Source organism: Acinetobacter sp. GN11 (genome assembly GCF_054823985.1).
This window is the reverse complement of the sequence record NZ_JRVL01000204.1, coordinates 1-16,564: the sequence shown is the minus strand read 5'-3', so window position 1 is coordinate 16,564 and position 16,564 is coordinate 1. Positions and strand designations below refer to the sequence as shown.

17 protein-coding genes and 1 pseudogene are annotated in these 16,564 nt (G+C 40.3%); 8 read left to right on the top strand and 10 right to left on the bottom strand.

All coding sequences use genetic code 11. The features are described 5' to 3' along the window. Positions 1 to 169, top strand: a pseudogene (locus NL42_RS15965) (hypothetical protein); the annotation flags it as partial. Between the two features lie 227 nt (positions 170 to 396). Here the strand turns inward: NL42_RS15965 and glmS are convergent. The 8 genes from glmS to NL42_RS15925 form a co-directional block, all read right to left on the bottom strand. Further along, positions 397 to 2,235 carry a glutamine--fructose-6-phosphate transaminase (isomerizing) gene (glmS, locus tag NL42_RS15960; RefSeq protein ID WP_461313474.1) on the bottom strand — a complete coding sequence of 613 codons (1,839 nt, stop codon included), beginning with the start codon at positions 2,233 to 2,235 and terminating at the stop codon, positions 397 to 399. Positions 2,236 to 2,247: 12 nt separating this feature from the next. Next, positions 2,248 to 3,612 carry a bifunctional UDP-N-acetylglucosamine diphosphorylase/glucosamine-1-phosphate N-acetyltransferase GlmU gene (gene glmU / locus NL42_RS15955; protein WP_461313473.1) on the bottom strand — a complete coding sequence of 455 codons (1,365 nt, stop codon included), beginning with the start codon at positions 3,610 to 3,612 and terminating at the stop codon, positions 2,248 to 2,250. A gap of 16 nt (positions 3,613 to 3,628) precedes the next feature. Then, the gene (locus NL42_RS15950; protein WP_461313472.1) at positions 3,629 to 4,144 is read right to left on the bottom strand and encodes a phosphatidylglycerophosphatase A family protein; all 516 of its coding nucleotides are present in this window, start codon (positions 4,142 to 4,144) and stop codon (positions 3,629 to 3,631) included. Beyond that, positions 4,122 to 5,039, bottom strand: coding sequence for a thiamine-phosphate kinase (gene thiL / locus NL42_RS15945; protein WP_461313471.1), 918 nt, complete (start codon positions 5,037 to 5,039; stop codon positions 4,122 to 4,124). The genes NL42_RS15950 and thiL overlap by 23 nt, the downstream gene beginning before the upstream one ends. A gap of 16 nt (positions 5,040 to 5,055) precedes the next feature. Continuing rightward, positions 5,056 to 5,505 (bottom strand): transcription antitermination factor NusB, encoded by a 450-nt coding sequence (gene nusB, locus NL42_RS15940; protein ID WP_336166785.1) that lies wholly within the window; start codon positions 5,503 to 5,505, stop codon positions 5,056 to 5,058. Between the two features lie 3 nt (positions 5,506 to 5,508). Next, positions 5,509 to 5,979 carry a 6,7-dimethyl-8-ribityllumazine synthase gene (gene ribH, locus NL42_RS15935; protein WP_002119264.1) on the bottom strand — a complete coding sequence of 157 codons (471 nt, stop codon included), beginning with the start codon at positions 5,977 to 5,979 and terminating at the stop codon, positions 5,509 to 5,511. Positions 5,980 to 5,990: 11 nt separating this feature from the next. After that, a complete protein-coding gene (gene ribBA / locus NL42_RS15930; RefSeq protein WP_016139809.1) occupies positions 5,991 to 7,112 on the bottom strand; it encodes a bifunctional 3,4-dihydroxy-2-butanone-4-phosphate synthase/GTP cyclohydrolase II in 1,122 nt (373 codons plus the stop codon). A 240-nt stretch (positions 7,113 to 7,352) separates the two neighbouring features. Beyond that, the gene (locus tag NL42_RS15925) at positions 7,353 to 8,660 is read right to left on the bottom strand and encodes a hypothetical protein (protein ID WP_461313470.1); all 1,308 of its coding nucleotides are present in this window, start codon (positions 8,658 to 8,660) and stop codon (positions 7,353 to 7,355) included. Between the two features lie 59 nt (positions 8,661 to 8,719). Between NL42_RS15925 and serB the strand changes: the two genes are divergently transcribed. From serB to NL42_RS15910, 3 genes are all read left to right on the top strand, one after another. Next, positions 8,720 to 9,943: a phosphoserine phosphatase SerB gene (gene serB, locus NL42_RS15920; protein WP_016139811.1), complete on the top strand. Its 1,224-nt coding sequence runs from the start codon at positions 8,720 to 8,722 to the stop codon at positions 9,941 to 9,943. 409 nt (positions 9,944 to 10,352) lie between these two features. Beyond that, on the top strand, positions 10,353 to 10,688 hold the full coding sequence (aciT, locus tag NL42_RS15915; protein ID WP_002119105.1) for a ciprofloxacin tolerance protein AciT: 336 nt from the start codon (positions 10,353 to 10,355) through the stop codon (positions 10,686 to 10,688). Between the two features lie 251 nt (positions 10,689 to 10,939). Next, positions 10,940 to 11,419 (top strand): hypothetical protein, encoded by a 480-nt coding sequence (locus NL42_RS15910; RefSeq protein WP_013196563.1) that lies wholly within the window; start codon positions 10,940 to 10,942, stop codon positions 11,417 to 11,419. A gap of 45 nt (positions 11,420 to 11,464) precedes the next feature. Here the strand turns inward: NL42_RS15910 and dtd are convergent, their stop codons facing one another. Continuing rightward, the gene (gene dtd / locus NL42_RS15905; RefSeq protein WP_461313469.1) at positions 11,465 to 11,908 is read right to left on the bottom strand and encodes a D-aminoacyl-tRNA deacylase; all 444 of its coding nucleotides are present in this window, start codon (positions 11,906 to 11,908) and stop codon (positions 11,465 to 11,467) included. Positions 11,909 to 12,076: 168 nt separating this feature from the next. On the opposite strand from dtd, the gene pncB reads away from it, so the two are divergent. The 4 genes from pncB to NL42_RS15885 all read left to right on the top strand — a co-directional run bounded on the left by pncB (position 12,077) and on the right by NL42_RS15885 (position 15,688). Further along, positions 12,077 to 13,291 (top strand): nicotinate phosphoribosyltransferase, encoded by a 1,215-nt coding sequence (pncB, locus tag NL42_RS15900; RefSeq protein WP_461313468.1) that lies wholly within the window; start codon positions 12,077 to 12,079, stop codon positions 13,289 to 13,291. A gap of 147 nt (positions 13,292 to 13,438) precedes the next feature. After that, a complete protein-coding gene (locus NL42_RS15895) occupies positions 13,439 to 14,287 on the top strand; it encodes a sulfurtransferase (RefSeq protein ID WP_107880422.1) in 849 nt (282 codons plus the stop codon). Beyond that, positions 14,284 to 15,135: an archaetidylserine decarboxylase gene (gene asd, locus NL42_RS15890; protein WP_004790127.1), complete on the top strand. Its 852-nt coding sequence runs from the start codon at positions 14,284 to 14,286 to the stop codon at positions 15,133 to 15,135. Before NL42_RS15895 ends, asd begins: the two co-directional genes overlap by 4 nt. Before the next feature lie 133 nt (positions 15,136 to 15,268). After that, positions 15,269 to 15,688 (top strand): hypothetical protein, encoded by a 420-nt coding sequence (locus NL42_RS15885; protein ID WP_461313476.1) that lies wholly within the window; start codon positions 15,269 to 15,271, stop codon positions 15,686 to 15,688. Positions 15,689 to 15,759: 71 nt separating this feature from the next. Here NL42_RS15885 and NL42_RS15880 read toward each other — a convergent pair whose 3' ends face one another. Continuing rightward, a complete protein-coding gene (locus tag NL42_RS15880; protein WP_461313475.1) occupies positions 15,760 to 16,521 on the bottom strand; it encodes an AcfC family putative adhesin in 762 nt (253 codons plus the stop codon). Positions 16,522 to 16,564 lie beyond the last annotated feature (43 nt).

Genomic DNA, 16,564 nt, shown 5'->3' with positions numbered 1-16,564 from the left:
AGTTGCAATTGTGTTTGCCAACAGCTTGCACAGGTGTATTCACCTCAAATCGTGCAACGTTTAAAACACACCAGTTTGCAAAGTCCTGATCTCCCACAGGACTTTGCCCCTAACTTGTTCGGCAGCATTCGACGCTGCGACAAAACTGAAATGGGCTAAGTTCGCTTAGCTCCTTTATCTCTGTGTCGCAATGATCTCTCAAACTTTAAATCAGCGCAAAAGTAAAAGTCCGTTGTGACACAGGGTCCTAGGGGAGTTTTCTCTATTTTCTTTCACGGGAAAGGGGCTGTGTAGCGAAATGAACACAATAAAAAAGCCCGATAGGCAATTAATGCATATCGGGCTTAATCAATCAGTTATTAAAGCAGGTGATGCCTTAATAATGATCTTTTTGAATTACTCTACAGTTACTGACTTCGCCAAGTTACGTGGCTGGTCAACGTCAGTACCACGTAAAACAGCAACGTGATACGACAACAACTGAACTGGTACGCTATAAACAATTGGAGCTAGCCATTCGTTTACTGCTGGAATATGCACAACGTGCTGACGGTCTTTTTCATTGATTCCGCTATTTTCATCAGCGAAAACGAATAACTCGCCACCACGTGCCTGAACTTCTTCCATATTTGATTTTAGCTTATCAAGCATTTCATCATGTGGAGCAAGAATTACGATCGGCATTTCATTATCAACAAGTGCCAATGGGCCGTGTTTTAACTCACCAGCTGCATAGCCTTCTGCATGAATATATGAAATTTCTTTGAGTTTTAATGCGCCTTCTAATGCGATTGGATAATTCGTACCACGGCCTAAGAATAAGCAGTGATTTTTTTCAACGAATAATTCAGACAAACGCAAAATTTCTGGATCATTTTTAAGCGTATCAAGAATAACTTTCGGGCTGTGCCATAGCTCACGTGTAATTTCTTCAAGAACAGCAGGGCTAATACGTTGTTTAACTTGACCAACTTTCAAGATTAACAACATAAGCGCAGCAAGCTGAGTCGTGAACGCTTTAGTTGATGCAACACCAATTTCAGGACCAGCAAGCGTCAATAAGTGGTGATCAGTTTCACGAACCATTGAAGACGTTGCAACGTTACAGATGGTCAAAGTCTGAATATCGATATTATTTGCTTTCGCACGTTTTTGAGTTTCACGTAGCGCGGCTAAAGTATCAGCAGTTTCACCTGACTGTGAAATACAAATATAAAGTGTATTTTCAACAATTACAGGAGTGCGATAGCGGAATTCACTCGCGATTTCAACTTGGCAAGGCACGCCAATCAGTTGTTCAAACCAATATTTCGCAATCATTCCTGAGTGGTAACTTGTACCACACGCAATGATTTGTACGCTTTGAATTTTATTGAAATCTGCTTCAGCATCTTTCAAGAAATCATCACGTAAGCTGTTGCCGTCAAGCGCTTGAGAAATAGTTTGCTTGATTGCTTCTGGTTGCTCATAAATTTCTTTGAGCATGTAGTGTTTGTATTCACCTTTTGATGCACTGCTTACGGTTGCATCAAGCTCTCGCACTGGACGCTCAACGCGTTCGCCATTTGCAAATACTTCAATTGAAGTACGTGTAAGACGTGCAATATCGCCTTCTTCTAGGTACATAAAGCGGTTTGTCACTGGTAAAAGTGCAAGTTGGTCTGAACTAATAAAGTTTTCGCCAATACCTACGCCAATCACTAAAGGTGAACCTTCACGTACAGTAATAAGTTCATCTGGATAATCGCTGTGGATAATACCGAGCGCGTAAGCACCTTTAAGCTGAGGTACAACAGTTTCAACAGCATCTAAAAGGCTATCTGTGCTTTTTAGAGCTTCAGCAACTAAGTGTGCAACAACTTCAGTATCTGTTTGAGAAGTGAAAACATAACCTAATGCTTGAAGGTCATCTTTTAGCTCTTGGTAGTTCTCAATGATGCCGTTATGTACAACAGCAACCTTACCAGACATATGTGGGTGAGCATTATTTTCAGTTGGCTTACCATGGGTCGCCCAACGTGTATGCGCAATGCCGATAGCGCCTGTAAGTTGGTGTTCAGCAACTGCATCTGCAAGATTGATGACTTTACCTACACGGCGCTCACGTAAAATTTGTTGATTATTTAGTAAAGCAACACCCGCAGAATCATAACCACGGTATTCAAGACGTTTTAAACCTTCAATTAAAATCTCGGTTACACAACGCTCTGCAACGCCTCCGACGATACCACACATACTTCAATCCTCTTATTTTTTAACCTTTTGGGGACGTTGATAATTTGCTTTTGAAATTTGTTGCGCACGTTCAAAGGAGAGACTTTGTTCGGCTACATCTTTCGTAATCACAGAACCCGCACCAACTGTTGCGCCATTCCCAATGGTCACCGGAGCAACCAGCGAGCTATTAGAACCGATAAAAACGGCATCGCCAATAGTGGTTTTGTGTTTATTTGCACCGTCGTAATTACAAGTAATAGTACCTGCCCCAATATTTGATTCAGCACCGATTTCTGCATCACCTAAGTATGTGAAATGGTTAGCTTTACTACCTAGTCCAATCGATGTGTTTTTAACTTCAACAAAGTTGCCAATATGCACTTCATTTGCCAATTTAGCCCCTGGGCGTAAGCGTGCAAATGGTCCAATTTGAGCATTTTCGCCTACAACTGCGCCATCAAAAACGCTATAGGCTTGAACTTTAGTGCCTGCTGCAATTTTGGTGTTCTTTAAAATACAGCCAGCGCCGATTTCTACAAAATCACCAAGCTCACATTCACCTTCAATAATAACATTGATGTCAATACGAACGTCTTGTCCAACTTTTACAGAACCACGTAAATCAAAACGTGCAGGATCAAAGAACATTACACCTTGCTGCATGAGCTGTTTGACTTGTTCTTGCTGGAACTGGCGTTCTAAAGCTGCAAGTTGTAAGCGGTCATTAACACCTTCAACTTCAAAAGCAAGCTCTGGTTCAACAGAGGCAACTTCTAAGCCATCTGCAATTGCCATTGCAACGATGTCAGTTAGGTAATATTCACCCTGTGCATTTTCATTTGAAAGTTTAGGCAACCACTCATGAAGTTTTGCGTTGCTAACACAGTAAATGCCTGTATTGAATTCTTTAATTTGGCGTTGTGCTTCGTTTGCATCTTTATGTTCAACAATGGCTTGAATTTTGCCATCTTGGCGCACAATACGGCCATAACCTGTTGCATCATCTAGAGTAAGCGTAACTAAGCCAATTCCTGTCTGGGTCGATGCATCTAATAGTTTTTGTAGCGTATTTGCATTAATACATGGCACATCGCCTGATAAAATCAGTGAAACACCTTCTTTAGGAAGTACAGGTAAGGTCATTTGTACTGCATGACCTGTACCAAGTTGTTCAGCTTGTTCAACCCATTGAATATTTTCTTGGGCAAATGTTTGTTGTACGCGGTCACCACCATGACCATAAATCGTAATAATATTTTTAGCTTGTAATTGTTTTGCCGTTTGAATGACATGCCCTAATAGTGGGCGACCTGCTAAAGGTTGTAATACTTTAGGAAGCTGAGAACGCATACGCGTTCCTTTGCCAGCAGCAAGAATAATGACGGTAGTTGACATGAATAACTCTAATGATTTAACTCAAATGGATAATAATTAGTGTACAAAGAGCAGCCCATACACCGGCAATAATATCGTCAAGCATAATACCAAAACCACCATGCACTTGACGATCAATAACACGGATAGGCCAAGGTTTCCAAACATCGAAAATTCGAAATAATATGAAGCCGACGATCACCCACATCCAGTTCATTTGTTGTAAGTAAATGAGAGGAAGAAAGGTAATAGATTGCCCTGCAAATTCATCCCACACAATTCGACCATCATCGTGTACATTTATGACTTTCGCAGTTTGACCACAGATATAAATCCCGACCAAGGACATGATAATCATCGCGATTAAGCTTAAGTTAAATCCAAGCGATAACCAGATCGGAACGAAGAGTAGGGCAAAAGCAGAGCCAAAAGTACCAGGGGCTTTAGGTGCGAGACCAGATCCGAAACCAACTCCACAGAAAACGATGCAGCGGTTGAACCAAGACATGTCTTTAAAATGAATCGGCGGCTTATGCAAAGTGTTGGTATCCATGAATTTGCAATGGGTAATCCGAACCCAAATGCTCAAAAGTTAGTTGTGTTTGCTCAACGATCTGTCCGATCATTGTAAACTTAATGTCTAGTTGTTTTTGCAAAAGTTTTTCATAATTTTGCGGTGTTATTGTAAAACATAATTCGTAGTCATCACCACCAGCTAACGCATATTGCCAGCGCTGCTGTTCTGGTAGTTCTTCTAGCGTTGAATCAATCGGTAACTTTTCTAAAAATAACCGAGCACCGACGTGTGAGGCTTTTAAAATATGGCCTAAATCTTGGGCTAATCCATCAGAAACATCAATCATGCTAGAAGCGAGACCCTTCAGCTGTTGTCCAAGCTGACAACGTGGCGTCGGGTAGTCTAGTCTTTTTTGTAATGGATGACCTAGGTGCTGTAAACCATAAGCTGCATCTCCAACTTGACCGCTCACACACACATAGTCTCCGACTTTTGCGCCCGAACGTAACACAGCTTGTCCAGCTTCAATCCAGCCCATAGCCGTGACAGTAATGGTCAGATGTGGACCTTGGGTCGTATCTCCACCAATGAGAGCAACACCAAACTGATTGCAGCAGTCATGGATACCCTGACTGAATCCTTCAAGCCATTCATGGTCAATGGTAGGTAGGCTTAACGCAAGTAAAATACTATGAGGTTTAGCACCCATGGCAGCAATATCGGAAAGATTTACAGCCACACTTTTCCAGCCAATTGCATGGGGAGAGGTATCAAGAGGAAAGTGACGACCAGCAACGAGTGTATCTGCACAGATCACCAATTGTTGATTTTGAGGAGGGGTAACTAAGGCTGAGTCATCTCCAATACCTAAGGTGACATCTGTATAAGATTGTCGGTTAAAGTATTGATCAATAATCGAAAACTCAGCCATATCAACTTCAAACCTATTAGTTTGCTTGTTGTTTTTCAGCACTACGTAGTGTTGAACTTAAACGATCTAAAACGCCATTAATGTATTTATGGCTATCTGCTCCACCAAAGTGTTTGGCGAGTTCAATGGCTTCATCAAGAACTACACGATAAGGTACTTCTAAATGATCACGTAACTCATAAGCACCTAAACGTAAGGTTGCGAGCTCAACACCATCAAGTGCATCAAGTTCACGGTCAAGTACCGGAATGAGTAATGCATCAAGATCGTCGCGCAGTGCAATCACTTGCGTTAATAATTCGTGATAGTAATTTAAGTCTACCTTGTGCATCGCATTTTCAGCACGGGTACGTGCTTCAATTTCATGTACAGGGTTGTGACTCATTTGCCACTCATAAATACCTTGTACAGCAAAACGACGTGCTTTGCGTTTTGCTGCATAAACGGCTTGCAGTGTTTGAGACATGCTTTAAATTGCCTTTAATAAATTAACCATTTCAATTGCAGTTAAAGCAGCTTCGCTACCTTTGTTTCCTGCTTTTGTACCTGAACGTTCGATGGCTTGCTCGATGCTATCAGTAGTTAATACACCATTGATGACAGGCAAGCTGCTTTCTAACGCCACTACACCTAAACCTTTTGCACATTCACCAGCAACGAAGTCAAAGTGTGGTGTGCTACCACGAATAACTGCGCCAAGTGCGATGATTGCATCAAACTGGTTTGATGTAGCTAATTTTTTAGCAACAATCGGGAGTTCCCATGCGCCAGGAGCATGAATAACAGTAATGTTATCTTCATTTACACCATGACGTTTTAATGTGTCGATTGCACCATCCAATAAGTGTTCAACAACAAAACTGTTGAAACGACCCACTAAAATCGCATAACGACCTTCGCTTGCGAGATGTAATAAACCTTCAATACGGCGAATTGCCATAGCAACCTCGATTATTTCGTTGTGATTTGATCAGCAGTGATATATTCCACTACTTCTAAATTAAAGCCAGATAAAGCATTGAAACGTAATGGTGAGCTAAGAAGCTTCATCTTTTCAACACCTAAATCACGCAAAATTTGAGCGCCTACACCAATGGTTTGATATTGATGTGAAAGTGCTGCATTGGATTTCACCGGTTTCGGCTTATTTAAATCATCCAGCGCTGGGCCCAAGTCTTGCAAATGATCTTGCCCGATCCAGACTAAAACACCGCGATCACTCGCTGCAATTGTCTGTAGTGCACGGTCTAGATTCCACGCAGGTTCACCATCAGCTTTATTTAGCTTAAGTAAATCGCGAATTGGACTGAAACCATGTACACGTACTGTTGTAACACCTTCTTTTGGTTCGCCTTTGACTAAAGCCAAATGGATGTCTGGGTTACCAATCTCACGATAACGATAGAGTTCAAATGAACCATATTCTGTTTGAATGGTTTTTTGATCCAGACGTTCAACCGTTTGCTCATTGGTCATGCGGTAGTGAATCAAGTCCGCAATTGTACCAATTTTTAAGCCATGCTTCTCGGCAAAAATTTCTAAATCTGCACGGCGTGCCATTGTGCCATCTTCATTGATGATTTCACAAATGACAGAAGCTGGTTCAAGACCTGCTAATCGTGTTAAATCACAGCCCGCTTCGGTATGACCCGCACGATGTAGAACACCGCCTGGCTGTGCCATTAACGGAAAAATATGGCCCGGTTGTACAATATCACTTGGCTTTGCATGCGCTGCGACAGCAGCTTGAATTGTATGTGCACGCTCTGCTGCTGAAATACCAGTTGTAATACCTTCAGCGGCTTCGATTGATAAGGTAAAGTTTGTACTATGCTGAGCACCGTTTTGGTCAACCATCAACGGAAGGTTTAACTGCTTACAGCGCTCACGGCTTAACGTTAAGCAAACTAGACCACGTGCATGGGTAATCATGAAGTTAATATCTTCAGGACGAACATGCGTTGCTGCAATGACAAGATCACCTTCATTTTCGCGATCTTCGTCATCCATCAAGATAACCATTTTGCCTGCACGAATATCGGCGACAAGATCTTCAACACGACTCAGCGGCATTCGCTCTCACCTTTTTTTGTCGTTAGACAATTTCTATTTAATAAATTTTGCATAGTTTACGCTGTTTAGAGAATTTTGCCTATGATTCTGATTTATCCAACTTTGCAACCAGATAGAATAGATCCAGCTTTATTTATACAAATAAATCATAAGAAAAAGGAATAATTTAAAATAAAAACAATGAATTTAAATAAAAAAAACCTAGCCAAAAGGCTAGGTTCTGATATACGCAGTTATTTTTTATGAGGCTGCACTGCTTGGACTATCATTTTGCGGGATTGATTTTTTTCCCATCAAAATTTCAGTGCGGATATTTTGAGCAAGTTCAGCACACTCTGCATTCATGCCATTGATCATAAATGCATGACGAGTCATGACATTACTTGGGTTTGGCATTGCAACAAGTTGATAGCTGTCTTGAATTGCCTTGAGTTGATCATTCTCAAGATATAAAGCAGATTCTTTCGCATGAAGATGCTGTGCTAAACGTTGAGCAGCTTCTTTCGCATCAATTTGCATCGCTTCCACAGCATTACACGTTGCACTACGCGTTTGCAGTGCAAAGCGTTTATCTTCGCGGTAACGTTTATATAAAACATCAGAGAGCAACTGGAATACGGTTCCAACCATAAGCAGGCACTCTACAGCGTGTGTATGCGAAGTTGAAATCGCAAGTGTAGCGCCGTCAGCATTAAACTCATTTACGACTTCAATGTCCGCTAACTTTAACTGGTAATGTTTCACGCATAACTCAATACTCTTGTTTAAAAAGAGCTGACAGAGTTTAAAGTACGGAACAGATACCGATTGGTTAACACTGCTTAATAACTGTTTAGGGTCATAAAACTGGATATTGAGTGCCAAAGTATGTTGGTCAGCTGAATCTGCGGTTTTCTCTGGCTGTGGACGAGCCGCGGGTTTACCTTTGGCTTGTTGCTGAGCTTGAGCAACCAACGTTACTGTATTTTGCTTTTCGAGTGCAAGCGCCTGAGTTAACTGCTGAATTTCATGTTTTAAGCGGTTTTCTTCGTTAATGCGTGCCAAGTATTCGCTACGGGTCGGACGAGCAATCGCACGATAGGCAAGCCATAATAAAACATGCAAAAACAGAGAAGCTAAAATTGCCAGCCATTGAGTACGCAAAATTTCACCAATACTTGGCTGAATAAGCGTAATTTCAATAGAGCCCACTTTCTTTTCGTTTTGCAGAGCATCGCGAGCAAAAATCTCACCTTGGCGAGTTTTTGAAATTCCGCTTGTTGCCAGCACTTGTTTATTGGCATCAAGAATGCGAATAGACGCAACGCTTGGATTGGTCGCATAGCGATTAGCAATCAGAGCTAAAGATACCGTATTTGCCGGTTCTAGCTCGGATAAGCTGTCTGCAACGAGCTGACTGGTCATGAGCTGACCTTGACTCGCACGGTTTTCATTGAGCTGGTGTGTCGTTGCAATCACCAATAAAAAGGTATGCAATGCAAAACTAACGATCAGTAGGCTAGCAAATAGCCCTTGTCTAGGCGCAATCAAGTTAAACTTCCAAGGCAATTATATTGAAATTCGATTATGATTCTTACAATAGTTGTCACTCAGACTAGAGTCAATTCATGCGAGAAATCATTCTTATATCCTTTTTAGGACCAGACCAACCAAACCAGTTTACCCGATTAATGCAAGTACTATCCGTACATTCATTGCAAATACTGGATGTAGGTCAGGCTGTTATTCATAATCAACTCACATTGGGCATTGTAGTCGCTTCCGATAATGAAACTGCGACCGCATTGGCAATGAAAGAAATTCTGATTTTAGCACATGATATTGGCTTAACAGTGCGCTTTAAACCAATCACAGGCGCAGAATACGATCAATGGGTAACTGAAGGTGGCCGTACTCGTTATATCGTCACGGCTTTAGCCCCTGAACTCACTGCTGCACACTTACAAGCAGTTACACAAATTGTGTCTAGCCAAGGCTTTAACATTGAAACTGTTACCCGTTTATCGGGCCGTGTCGACTTTGAAAAGGATAGCGCATTCCCACGCCGTGCATGTGTACAGTTTGGTTTAAGTAGTGGCCCAACTTTAGATGCACAAGCTATGCGTGCTGCCTGTTTACGTCTTTCAAGCGAATTAAATATTGATGTCGCTGTTCAAGAAGACAATGCTTATCGACGTAATCGCCGTTTAGTTTGTTTCGATATGGACTCAACACTCATTGAACAAGAAGTAATTGATGAGTTAGCGATTGAAGCAGGGGTAGGCGCACAAGTTGCTGAAATTACTGAAAGAGCGATGCAAGGTGAGCTTGATTTTCAGCAAAGCTTCCGTGCTCGTGTTGCATTATTAAAAGGGCTTGATGCTGCTGTTTTACCTAAAATTGCAGAGCGTTTAACCATTACTGAAGGTGCAGAACGCCTCATTTCAACATTGAAGGCGCTTGGCTATAAAACAGCAATTTTATCTGGTGGATTCCAGTATTTTGCTGAATATCTACAAGGCAAACTTGGTATTGATGAAGTTCATGCCAACATTTTAGATGTGCAAGACGGTTTCGTAACAGGTGAAGTGAAAGGCGCAATTGTTGATGGCGCTCGTAAAGCTGAGTTATTACGCGAACTTGCAAATAAAATGGGTATTTCTTTAGAGCAAGCGATGGCAGTAGGCGATGGCGCAAACGATTTGCCAATGCTTGCGATTGCAGGGCTTGGCGTGGCTTATCGTGCTAAACCTTTAGTTCGACAAAATGCAAATCAGGCTATTTCAAGTGTGGGCTTGGATGGGGTGCTGTATTTACTTGGTATGCATGACAAAGATTTAAACCGTGCTTAATCTATAAGGCTAAGCTTTAAGCGCTACTTCAGAGTAGCGCTTTTTTTATGCAGAATAGTTATAAAATCAAGGGTGTTATGCTCAAATCATGCACAGAAAAAAGGCAATAAAAAAATCTGAAAAAAACTTATTTTGGCCCTTAAAAACAGCATATTTTTTTGTAATGACACGCCAGAATTGATGCCATATAGGGAATCGAACTTTTTTAATTTTACAAAAATGTAATGACAAAAGAATGTTGCGACAAAGTGTGTCGCATTAAGAAATAACGGGTCTTTTTTTCTAAAAAAAAACATCCATAATGCATCCTAAGCTTCAACACAAATTATGAATTAAAGTTGTTTTTGGAATGAGGTCGGGTTTTTAAGACCGAATCTTTTTAGACGTTTTCATTAAGACGGAGGTTTCTATGGTAACAGCGAATTTTGCCGCTATCGCCGGATTCAGCTTGATCGCTGTCGCGCTTGTTGCTGTTTTCTTTTCTCCTTACCGTCGTTGGCTTGGTTTTATGCTTGCAGGGATGTTCTTTTGGGGGCTATTGGAAGTGGTCCGTTTTGGAGTTCAAGTCACTTTTGAAATGCCAGTCACATATAGTTATTTAACTGCACTAAGTCTAGCGATGGTAATGGTTACATTTATTTTGTTACGTGAGGATAAACAGGCACAAAAGGCTTTGGCAAATCGCCAATATATAGAACACACGCCAGTATATGAAGATGATCAGCAGCAATGTTCTAGCCGATAATTAAATTGTTATCTAACGGTAAAGAGGTATGCACAGCATGCCTTTTTTATTTACGAAACGTGATTTTTATTATACAAAGCATTTATTAAAAAATAGCCAGTTATGCTACGATACATGGGTCTGTTGACGTTTCATCTAGATTGCGTTGCCAGCTAAAAATTATCAGTTAATGCACAAAACACAGGCAATGGTATGTCCTTACTGAGTTTTGCTCTAAAGTTTTCATAAAAATACAATAGGCGTGAATGTTCATGAAACTTTCTTCTATACCTGTAGTCAAATTACCTCTCGTTGATGTCAGTACAGACCCGTTAGATTTATTGGTAGCAGGTTTAGTGCTGCGTATGAAGCAATTGGCACGTACTAGCCCTAAGTTTATTGAATTGATTCATGACCGCGCATTCCGTATTCAGATCGGTACGGATTTAGGTGTTGCACGTCAGATCATTATTAATAATGGACAGATTGACACGGTTGCAGGCGCACCTGAAAAAGCTGATTTTATCTTGCAGTTTGCAGATAGCGAACAGGGTGTAAAAACTTTGATTAAAGGTGACCCAACAGCATTTATGACAGGCATGCAAAACGGCAGTATTAAAATGGAAGGTGACTTCAGTCTACTTGTTTGGTTTAACCAAGTGGCTAGACTCATCCCACCTAAGTTGCCAAAACCAGTTAAAGAGAAAGTACGTCAAGCACGTGCTTTTATTAAAGAGAAAACTGGTCGTTAATCGCCAGATATAAAAAAAACTCCCAAATGGGAGTTTTTTTTATATCTATGCTTCAACTTTTAGATTGAACGTTACCGGACCATCATTAATGAGATGAACCTTCATATCGGCTGCAAAAATGCCGGTTTGAACTTTTTCAAATTGTGAATGTGTGTATTCAACCAACTGTTCATATAACGCTTTAGCATCTGCTGGCGGCATGGCTGGGCCAAAATCTGGACGTAAACCTTTTTGAGTTTGAGCCATTAGGGTAAATTGCGAAACAAGCAGGATTCCACCATTTGCTTGAGAGACATTCCAGCCCATTTTGCCCTGTTCGTCATCAAAGATACGATATTTCAAAATCTTATCAATAAGCTTTTGGCCAATTGCTAAAGTGTCATCACGGCCAATGCCTAAAAAAACCAGTAGTCCGTGTTGGATTTCACCGGTAGTCTCACCGTCAACCACCACTTTGGCTTCAAGAACTCGTTGTATTAAAGCGCGCATAGTTAAAGCAAGTTTCTGCAATTAATTGAATTGATTTAGTTTAGCAGAATTTAAATTAAATGATTTTTAAAAGGAAATTTCATGGAATTGCAACAATGGTCTAAAAGCTCGCAATTGATTTATAAAAATATGCTTTAATGCTAAGAAGCAAGCGAATAATCATTGACTATGTCTCCAATTATCCATTCTTTACTAGATACAGACTTGTACAAATTTACGATGTTACAAGTGGTTTTGCATAAATTCCCGCAAACCCATAGTGTCTATCATTTCCGCTGTAGAAATTTAGAAGATACTGTCTATCCACTAGTAGATATTTTGGATGATTTAAACGAGCAACTCGACTATTTATGTAGCCTTAAATATAAAGAAGACGAGCTTCAATATTTGCGTAAATTACGCTTTATAAAAAGTGACTTTGTTGATTATTTAGAACTGTTTCAACTGAAGCGACGTTTTATTCGGGCTAGCATCGATGCAGAAGGTCGTTTGGATATTCATATTGAAGGTCCGATGGTCCAAGCCATGATGTTTGAAATTTTTGTATTGGCAATTGTAAATGAACTTTATTTCAGCCGTATCAAAACCGATGACGTATGGGCTGAGGGCGAGCGCCGTTTAAAAGCCAAGCTTGAATTGATTCAAGAATATGAAAAAACACAAAAACCGAATGACCCGCCATTCTTAGTTTCTGATTTTGGTACACGTCGCCGTTATAGCTTCGTATGGCAAAAACATGTTGTGGCAGCCTTTCATAAAACAGTGCCAAATGTGTTCCGTGGTACAAGTAATGTCCTGCTTGCAAAAGAGTTAAACATTACGCCAATTGGAACCATGGCTCATGAATTCCTACAGGCTTTTCAAGCACTTGATGTACGACTGCGTGACTTTCAAAAAGCTGCTTTAGAAACATGGGTTCAGGAATATCGCGGCGATTTAGGAATTGCCCTAACTGATGTTGTTGGTATGGATGCGTTCCTTCGAGATTTTGATTTGTATTTTGCGAAGCTATTTGATGGCTTACGCCATGACAGTGGTGACCCTTACGAATGGGGTGATAAGGCCTATGCACATTATCGTAAATTAAAAATTGATACCAAAACCAAAATGCTGACTTTTAGCGATGGTCTTAACTTGCCAAAAGCATGGGAATTACATCAATACTTTAAAGATCGTTTTCAGGTGAGTTTCGGTATTGGAACTAATTTGACCAATGATATGGGCCAAAAGCCGCTCAATATTGTGTTGAAACTAGTCGAATGTAATGGTCAGTCAGTTGCGAAAATCTCTGATAGTCCCGGTAAAACCATGACTGATAACGATACTTTCTTGGCTTATTTACGTCAGGTTTTTGAAATCGAAGAACTTGAAGAAGTGGTTTAAGTAATAAATAGTCTCGCTATTTTGTATTTTTAAAAGTAAGAATGCTGATATCTGATTTTCTGCTAAAGAGTTGCAGAAAATCAGAGTTTGTTAGATATAAGCTTATGCTAATATGAAATTAAGCTGGTATAAAAAGAAACCATGACGATGACACTCCCGGATTTTAAACTCGATTTATTAATAGAAGCAGAAGAATTAGTGCCTTATCTAGGCAACGAATATATTCGCATTGTAGATTTGAGCCGTGCTTCTGTTTATGAGCAACTTCATATTCCGCATGCTATTCACTTACAACCTAAATGGTTAGTGTCTCAACACGAAGAAGCCACAGGCATTTTGCCAGATGAGGCAGGTTTACAAGCACTGATTGAGAAATTGAATATTTCACCGAATCATCATGTTGTGGTCTATGACGATGAAGGTGGAGCATGGGCTGGACGTTTAATCTGGAATTTGCATTGCTTAGGATTCACACGTACCAGTTTAATTAATGGCGGTATCCATGCATGGTTAGGAGCAGGGTTACCAACTACAGCAGAAGTCGAAGAAGTTTCTCCTGTTGCAGACTTAATTCAGATTGATTTATCGCATGCCGCTCAGTTCCGTGTGAACTATGAAGAGCTACGTAAACAAGTAGAACAAGAAAATGTTCAATTGTGGGATTGCCGGACAAGTGATGAATATAGTGGGATCCGTTTAGCAGCGCGACGCGGCGGTCACATTCCAAATGCGCTCCATTTTGAATGGAGTACTGCACTTAATCGTCAAAATCATCTAAAATTGCATCCGCTTGAACGCACGCGGCAGCGCCTTGAACAACTTGGGTTTGATTTACAGCAACCTGTAGTTGTGTACTGCCAGTCACATCACCGTTCCGGTTTGGCCTATATTTTGGCTAGGCTCTTGGGCTGGGAAGCAAAAGCCTATGATGGTGCGTGGAGTGAATGGGGCAATCGCCTCGATAGTCCTATTATTACTGGAGAATCACCGTCGTGAGTTTCACATCTCGATTAAAAAAAGAATTATTTATTAAGGCACAAAACCTTGTACCACAGCATCAATTAAGCCGTGTGGTTGGTAAAGTTGCTGCGAGTGAAAATCCAGTTGTGAAAACTGCTGTTATTCATGCATTTAAAACCAAGTATGGGATTGATTTATCGATTGCTGAACAGGGCAATGCACTAAAATATAAATCTTTTAATGACTTTTTTACTCGTGCTTTAAAAGATGGCGTGCGTCTCGTTGACGAAAATGCAGATAGCATCGTGTCACCTGCTGATGGTGCTATTTCCCAGATTGGTAAAATTACTGCGGGTGAAGTATTTCAAGCAAAAGGCCAAAGCTTCTCTGTAGAGAAACTCATTGGCGACCCACAACTTGCTCAGCCATTTCAAGAAGGCGAGTTCGCGACAGTCTATCTATCTCCACGCGATTACCACCGTGTACATATGCCGTTTGCAGGTACATTAACTGAAACTTTGTATGTACCAGGTGAGCTATTTTCGGTAAATCAGGTGACTGCTGAAAATGTACCGGGACTATTTGCCCGTAATGAACGCATGGTGTGTTTGTTTGATACTGAACTTGGCCGTATGGCTGTTGTGTTAGTGGGTGCAATGATTGTTGCTGGTATTGAAACTGTGGCGACAGGTAAAGTGAAACCTTCAGGTCGTATTGAATTACAGCATCATCAGTTAAAGCTAGAGAAAGGTGCTGAGCTTGGACGTTTTTATTTAGGTTCTACTGCCGTTATTTTATTTGAAAAAGATAAGATCGAATGGGAACAACGTTTTAAAGCTGAGTCTGTGGTTGTAATGGGCGAGCGCATGGGACATACGGTTTAATTCGTAAATAAGATTTAAAAAAAGGGAGCTTATGCTCTCTTTTTTATTTAAAAATTTTATATATTATGATTTGATAACAGATGATTTCATAAATAACTTTTTGTCTAATAATAACCCTTCAATAGGAAATAAAATGTATTCAAGTTCTATTATTCCCTTATATTTTGCCTCAGCTCTAACATTTCTTGCCGCATTACTTCATTTCATTTGTGTATTCTGGGGAGCAAATGGTTTTCGGTTTTTAGGGGCTGGGAAAAGTATTGTCCAGATGGTTGAAAGAGGGCATTGGTATCCTAATTTTACAGCTATAGCTGTGGGGTTAATTCTAACTGTATGTGCTACTTATGCCTTCTTTGCAGCAAAGGGAATACATGTATTACCATTTACTAAACTTATTTTGTCGCTTGTTGCAGCGGTTTTTCTTATCCGTGGTCTAGCTTTTCCATGGTTAAAGTCAAAATTTGTTGGTAATAGTGATTTATTTTGGTATATCAGTTCAGCCTTTTGTTTAATACTGGGAAGTTTATATGCCGTTGGAGTATATTTAATTTGAAATGAATATATTCTAAGTGAACTAGAGTGAATAATTTTAAAAAGAAAAGGGAGCTACGCTCCCTGTTTTACTTATTTAGTCCAACCATATTTTTTGAAGATAGTATTACCTTGCTGAGACGATAAGAACTCTACAAAACGTTTAGCTTCAGCATCTTTTAAACTATGTTTGGTTAAGGCAATACCTGTATCACGATAGACAACCAGCTCTGGTTCAATAGGTATAATTTGCCCAATATCAGGGTTACTAACTCCCCAGATATTAAAAACTAACCAAGCATCGTAGCTACTATTTTCTTCCCAGTTTTTCTTGGCAATACCTGTGTTGGCTGCATACATGGCAATATTTTTTCGGAAAGATTTGGTTAATTCAATATTGCCAGTTCTACCAGCGATATCCTCCCACATACCGACTTGACCTGCGCCATGAGTAACTAAAACTTTAACGCCAGATTTAGCTAGGTCTTTAAATCCTTTAATATTTTTAGGATTTCCTTTGCGCACTAAAATGGCTGCGGGGCGTAAATATAAAGGTTCTACCGAGTCTTTTATAATTTGTTCAGAAAAAGTATTTTCAAAATCAGACATCATGGCTTCTGAACCACTATATATAACATCGGCATCTAGTTTCGCTTTTTCAGACCATTGAGAAGTAGGACCAGACGTCACATGGACAGCTATTCCAGTTTTATTGGTGAATTGTTTGGCCGCTTCTTTCATTGCGGGTGCTGGCCCACCAGGACCATACACTTCTACGTCTGCAAAACTATGGATGGGTAGAGAACCGAGAATAAGACAAATCAGGTACGGCATAAATTTATATTGTTTTGACATTTTAATCGCTATAGTAATGAAGAAAATATCAGCATATATTTTT